The sequence below is a fragment of the Streptomyces sp. NPDC029466 genome, assembly GCF_055574515.1.
Genome location: NZ_JBVHZH010000007.1, coordinates 186684 through 193313 on the forward strand (window position 1 = coordinate 186684; position 6630 = coordinate 193313).

The window sequence follows — 6630 nt, forward strand, 5'->3', positions numbered from 1 at the left end:
GCGGCCGGGCGGTAGTGACCGGGGCCGGCAACGACCGGACCGAGGGCGAGGGGACTGAGGGCGGCCGGGGCGGATGACGACCGGGGGGCCGATGGCGGCTGGGGAGCGCGGAGAAGGCCTGACGACTGCTGGCAGACCCAGGGGAGGGGGAGAGCAGATGGTGACCCCGGGCCGTGAACACCCCGCCCTCATCCCCCTTCTCTCTCCTTCTCTCCCCCTTCCGGGTGGCCGAGTTGTCCACAGTCGGCCACCTGTCCACACGCCGCCGCGGCGCTTGCCGAATCCGTGCAGCATGAGGTCATCGCAGCGCGAGCGGTACGCGACGAGAGCGACCGCCGGACACGGGGGAGGCGTAGCAGGTGAACGACACGATGGTGACGCTGGTGGGGAATGCCGCGACGGCGGTGGAGCATCGCCAGACGGCGGCCGGTGTGACGGTGGCGAGGTTCCGGCTGGCGGCGACATCCCGTCGGTGGGACAAGGCACAGGAGCGCTGGACCGACGGCGAGACGAGTTTCTACACGGTCCGGTCGTGGCGTGGGCTCGCCGACAATGTGGCCGCGTCGGTGGCGGTGGGTGAACCACTCATCGTCCAGGGACGGTTACGGCTGCGGGAGGGGGAGCAGCCGCCCGAGAAGGGCGGGCAGCGCTGGTTCTCGGCGGAGGTCGACGCCGTGGCGATCGGCCACGATCTCACGCGGGGCACCGCCGCGTTCCGAAGGGTCCTCCGGGCGGTACGTACGGCAGCGGACGGCCCCTCGGCCTCAGCTCAACAACTCTCCCCGACACCGGTCTCCTCTCCCGCGCCGAGACCGCATCTATCGCCATCGCCACCATCGGAGTCCGTGTCGCCGTCCCCCTCCCCTTCTCCTTCCCTCTCTCCCTCTCCCGCTCCCTCCCCACAACGATCGCGACCGCCGCACCCGGCCAGGCCAGCACAACAAGATTTATGGGAAGGCCCCTTGCCGGAAGTCGGCACCCGGACTGTCCCCAAGGTGCCGACGTCAGCTGGCTCTCCCGCGACGACCGACACTCCAACGGCGGCCAACTCGCCCACCACCAACTCTTCAACGGACGCCAACTCCCCAACGGACGCCACCCCGCCCACGGATGCCAAGGCGCGGGCAGCCGGTGAAGCACGGCCGGGTTCCAGACCTCGGACGGGCGTCAGAGGTCGGCGAGTTCTCAAGGAGCAGAGGGCCGCCAAGGGCTCCACGACCGCCAAAACGCCTATGACCAGCGGGATTGCAGCTGGTGCCGGAGGATCGGGGGACTCCGCCGCAGCACCTTCCTCCGTGACCCATTCGCCAGAGAAGGTGACTGTGCCCTGAAAAGTTCTGGTGATTTGTCGATAATGCCAGGTCAAGGTGCTCGTGATCGGTAACGATTGCGATTCGGATCGCTTATGGGATGCCATTACTGGGGACCCTGATGCACCTGCTCCATAAGATCCGACAAGTACTCACGGGGGCTGACGTGTTCGGCTGTTGAGTTCTTTGGGATCTTTCCGGCGAGGCAACCTCTCCCACTTCGACCGCCTCGCCCAGAGGGGAATTTCATGCTTTCGATAAAGAGGCGGGGCGCAGCCCGCCTTGCCGCCGCGGTCGTGGCCTCCGGCCTGGTCGCGGCGGGTGCGATAGCCACCGCGGGGCCTGCCGCGGCGGACGAGACGACCCCCGCCCATGGGGGTGCCACCGCCACGCTCGGCGGTCTGAAGACCTTCGACCAGGCGGTCGTGCACAACGACGGAGGGGACCAGCGCGTCGGCGCCGGCCTCTTCGAGATGGCGGTCGACAACGGCGGCACGCTCCAGACGTACTGCATCGACATCCACAACCCGACGCAGCAGCAGGCGAAGTACCAGGAAGTGCCCTGGAGCGCCTCGTCGCTGCACAACAACGGGGACGCGGGCAAGATCCGCTGGATTCTTCAGAACTCCTACCCGCAGGTGAACGACCTGGCCGCGCTCGCCGCCAAGGCCGGTGCCGGCAACCTCACCGAGAAGACCGCCGCGGCCGGCACCCAGGTCGCGATCTGGCGCTTCTCCGACCACGCCAAGGTGGACGCGGTCGACCCGGCGGCCGAGAAGCTCGCCGACTACCTCGAGAAGAGCGCGCAGAACGTCGCCGAGCCCAAGGCCTCGCTGACGCTCGACCCGCCGGCCGTCTCCGGCAAGTCCGGCAGCAAGCTCGGTCCGGTCACCGTGCACACCAACGCCGACAGCGTCACGATCTCCCCGGCGGCCGGCGTGCCTGCCGGTGCCAAGGTCGTCGGCAAGGACGGTAAGCCGGTCACCAGCGCGACCGACGGCACCCAGCTGTTCTTCGACGTGCCCGCGGGCGCCGCGGACGGCAGCAGCTCGCTGACCGCGCAGGCCGCCACCAAGGTCCCGGTCGGCCGTGCCTTCACCGGCATCGGTGAGCACGCCAAGAGCCAGACCCAGATCCTGGCCGGCTCCAGCGAGTCCACGGTCTCCGCGGCCGCCACGTTCTCGTGGAAGAAGCAGGGCGCCATCCCGGCGATCACCGCGGAGAAGAACTGCGCCAAGGGTGGCGTGGACGTCACGGCGAGCAACAAGGGCGATGAGGCGTTCCGCTTCCAGCTCTCCGGCAAGGACTACGAGATCGCGCCGGGCAAGTCGCAGACCGTGACCGTGCCGGTGGCCGAGGACCAGCCGTACAACATCACGATCAAGGGTGAGGGCGGCTTCAAGAAGTCGTTCTCCGGCGTCCTGGACTGCAAGACCGCCGGCAGCGGCGGCGGCAAGCCCTCCAGCCAGCCCAGCCCGGCCTCGGTCGGTGGCAGCACCGGTGGGGACACCGGTGGGGACAAGGGCGGCGACCTCGCCGAGACCGGTTCCAGCAACGCCACCCCGATGATCGCGGGCATCGCGGTCGTCCTCGTCGTGGTCGGCGGCGCGGCGGTGTTCTTCCTCCGTAAGAAGAAGACCGGCACCCCCGCCCAGTAACACCCGGCGGCCGGTGCCCCAGCGTCCGGCCGCACCCGGTAACCACTCGGTGACCCGAGGGTGAGCCCCCGACGGCCCCGTAGCGCAGCAGCGCTCCGGGGCCGTCGGCGTTCGCGCGGCGCCTCGGTGCCCACCCCGCCCCGGCCCCCGCTGTCCAGCAGCCGACGTACAGCGGGCAGGGCAGGGCACCGTGCAGGGCAGGGCACCCATAGGGCAAGGCAGGGCCGGGCCGACGTACGACGGTCCAGGCAGACGCATCGTGGCCAGCCCGCCAGCCCGCCAGCCCGCCAGCCCGCCAGCCCGCCAGCCCGCCAGCCCGCCAGCCCGACAGCCGGCCGACCGAGCCCACGCACACCGGGCAGGCCGTACAGCACGCATCACGCAGCACGCACAGCCGAAGTCCGCCCCCAGGTGATCAACGCTGACAGACGGCGATCAAGTGGACACGGAGGCATGGCAGGTCGGGGCTGAGCAGGGGCGCTCTGACCTACTCGTTTCCGCCTGAGCGCAGGCGTACGGCAAGATGGGGTGTATCTGGCCTCCCACGGTTGCCGCGCACGAGGGCCCCGGGGCGGTGCCGCACAGACCCTTATCGATCCAATCTGCCGGACGGTTTCTCTTGGCTGAGTACATCTACACGATGCGCAAGGCGCGCAAGGCGCACGGCGACAAGGTCATCCTCGATGACGTGACGCTGAGCTTCCTGCCGGGCGCAAAGATCGGTGTCGTGGGTCCCAACGGCGCCGGTAAGTCCACGGTGCTGAAGATCATGGCTGGTCTTGAGCAGCCGTCGAACGGTGACGCGTTCCTCTCCCCGGGCTACACCGTCGGCATGCTCCTTCAGGAGCCGCCGCTGGACGAGTCCAAGACGGTGCTCCAGAACGTCCAGGACGGCGCTGCCGAGGTCATGGGCAAGCTCCACCGCTTCAACGAGGTCGCCGAGCTGATGGCGACCGACTACTCCGACGAGCTCATGGAGGAGATGGGCAAGCTCCAGGAGGACCTCGACCACGCCAACGCGTGGGACCTGGACACCCAGCTGGAGCAGGCCATGGACGCCCTCGGCTGCCCGCCCGGCGACTGGCCGGTCACCAACCTCTCCGGTGGTGAGCGCCGCCGCGTCGCGCTGTGCAAGCTGCTGCTGGAGGCCCCTGACCTGCTGCTCCTCGACGAGCCCACCAACCACCTGGACGCCGAGTCCGTGCAGTGGCTGGAGCAGCACCTCGCCAAGTACCCCGGCACCGTCGTCGCCGTCACCCACGACCGGTACTTCCTCGACAACGTCGCCGGCTGGATCCTGGAGCTCGACCGCGGCCGCGCCCACGGCTACGAGGGCAACTACTCCAAGTACCTGGAGACCAAGCAGACCCGTCTCAAGGTCGAGGGCCAGAAGGACGCCAAGCGTGCGAAGCGTCTGAAGGAAGAGCTGGAGTGGGTGCGCTCCAACGCCAAGGGGCGGCAGGCCAAGTCCAAGTCGCGACTGGCCCGTTACGAGGAAATGGCCGCCGAGGCGGACAAGATGCGGAAGCTGGACTTCGAGGAGATCCAGATCCCGCCGGGCCCGCGGCTGGGCAATGTCGTCGTCGAGGTCGACAAGCTCAACAAGGCCTTCGGCGAGAAGGTCCTGATCGAGGACCTGAGCTTCACCCTGCCGCGCAACGGCATCGTCGGCATCATCGGCCCGAACGGCGCCGGCAAGACCACGCTGTTCAAGATGCTCCAGGGCCTGGAGACCCCGGACTCCGGCGACATCAAGGTCGGCGAGACCGTCAAGATCTCCTACGTCGACCAGAGCCGCGAGAACATCGACCCCAAGAAGACCCTGTGGGCCGTGGTCTCCGACGAGCTGGACTACATCAACGTCGGCCAGGTCGAGATGCCCTCGCGGGCGTATGTCTCCGCGTTCGGCTTCAAGGGCCCGGACCAGCAGAAGCCGGCCGGGGTGCTCTCCGGTGGTGAGCGCAACCGCCTCAACCTGGCGCTCACCCTCAAGCAGGGCGGCAACCTCCTGCTCCTCGACGAGCCGACCAACGACCTCGACGTCGAGACCCTGTCGTCGCTGGAGAACGCGCTCCTGGAGTTCCCGGGCTGCGCCGTGGTCGTCTCCCACGACCGCTGGTTCCTCGACCGCGTCGCCACGCACATCCTGGCGTACGAGGGCGACTCCCGGTGGTTCTGGTTCGAGGGCAACTTCGAGTCGTACGAGAAGAACAAGGTCGAGCGCCTCGGTGCGGACGCGGCCCGCCCGCACCGCGCCACGTACAAGAAGCTCACCCGGGGCTGACCGGCGTGCGACACCTCTACTCCTGCCCCCTGCGCTGGTCGGACATGGACGCGTTCGGCCATGTCAACAACGCGGTGTTCGTCCGCTACCTCGAAGAGGCGCGGATCGACTTCATGCGCCGGCTGGCGCCGGGGGACGGCAGCCCGTCGTTCACGGGCGGCTCGGTCGTCGCCCGGCACGAGATCGACTATGTGCGGCCGCTGGTCCACCGGCACGCCCCGGTGACCGTCGAGTTGTGGGTGACGAAGATCAGCGCCGCGTCGATGACGGTCGGCTACGAGGTCAAGGACGAGGACACCCTCTACCTGCGGGCCTCGACCGTCGTCGTCCCGTTCGACTTCACCGAGGAGCGTCCCCGCCGTCTCAGCGCGGAGGAGAAGGCGATCCTCAAGGAGTATCTGGACGACGCCGCGCATCAGGGGGGATCCGCCGCGGTATGACGGCGCTGCACCTGGCCGATGCGGGGGAGGCGGCGGATCTCGCCGCCTTCCTCGCCCGCCTGATCCACTACGACCGCGCCGCCGCGGTACGGCTCCAGGCCGGCGGCGGGGTGCTCGCCGTTTTCGGCCGCCCGCCGTCCTTCGAGGTGCTGGCGATCCGCACCGCCCGGCTCGCCGACGACACCACCCTGGACCGGACGGTCTCGGCCGGTGAACTCCTCGAAGGCGTGGACGGGCCGGCGGGTGTGCTGACCGTGCCCGCCGCCGTCACCGGTCCGCCGTGGACCGGGCTGCTGCCGCCACGCGGCGGCTGGCAGCGGGTGCCGGGGCTGCCCGCGCCCGAGGCGCTGATGCGTGCGGTGGCCGCCGCGGTCGCCGAATTCCGCGCCCGTGACGAGGCGTTGCCGCCGCAGCACCGCACCCGCACCGAACGGGACCGCATCGGCCGGGAGATCTGGTCGCGCACCCTCGGCGACACCCATCTCCCGCTGCGCGCCGCCCATGCCGCGCAGTCGCTGGGCTTTCTGCGGCCGGTACGGGCCGGGGCGCTGGCGGGCAGCGGCACCGCTTCCGGCGCCGGGTCCGCGCGGCCCGGGCACCAGCCGCTGAGCCTGCTGTCCGCGGGCGGCTGGCTGCGGCTGAGCACCCCGTACGGGTCGATCGCCGTACGCACCGGCGGCCCGGCGGGGCTGACCGGACTGTCGGGCCTCACGGTCACACCGCTCTGACGGGCGGGCGGCTGCGGGGAGACGTGGTCGGTCGGGAGGTAGCCGGTCGGTCGGGAGACAGTCGGCTGGTTGGGAGATAGCCGGCCGGTTGGGCGGCGGCTCCGGGGCCCACGTCCCCTAGGAGTTGTCTTCAAATGTCACGCCCACATCAGGAGCGATGCGAGGGTGACGGCGGCTTGGTAGGACTCGACGGTCTTGTCGTAGCGGGTG

The 6630-nt window shown here is 69.7% G+C and carries 5 protein-coding genes; all 5 read left to right on the forward strand.

Features of this window, described 5'->3' with window-relative positions:
* The first annotated feature begins 371 nt into the window (after positions 1–371).
* Positions 372–1331 (forward strand): single-stranded DNA-binding protein, encoded by a 960-nt coding sequence (locus ACZ4XD_RS09195; protein ID WP_468039768.1) that lies wholly within the window; start codon positions 372–374, stop codon positions 1329–1331.
* A gap of 227 nt (positions 1332–1558) precedes the next feature.
* Complete coding sequence (locus ACZ4XD_RS09200; protein ID WP_468039756.1) at positions 1559–2968, forward strand: Cys-Gln thioester bond-forming surface protein; 1410 nt, start codon at positions 1559–1561, stop codon at positions 2966–2968.
* 619 nt (positions 2969–3587) lie between these two features.
* The gene (ettA, locus tag ACZ4XD_RS09205; RefSeq protein WP_468039758.1) at positions 3588–5252 is read left to right on the forward strand and encodes an energy-dependent translational throttle protein EttA; all 1665 of its coding nucleotides are present in this window, start codon (positions 3588–3590) and stop codon (positions 5250–5252) included.
* Positions 5253–5257: 5 nt separating this feature from the next.
* Positions 5258–5692, forward strand: coding sequence for an acyl-CoA thioesterase (locus ACZ4XD_RS09210; protein ID WP_078885802.1), 435 nt, complete (start codon positions 5258–5260; stop codon positions 5690–5692).
* Positions 5689–6420, forward strand: coding sequence for a DUF8010 domain-containing protein (locus ACZ4XD_RS09215; RefSeq protein ID WP_468039761.1), 732 nt, complete (start codon positions 5689–5691; stop codon positions 6418–6420). The genes ACZ4XD_RS09210 and ACZ4XD_RS09215 overlap by 4 nt, the downstream gene beginning before the upstream one ends.
* Positions 6421–6630 lie beyond the last annotated feature (210 nt).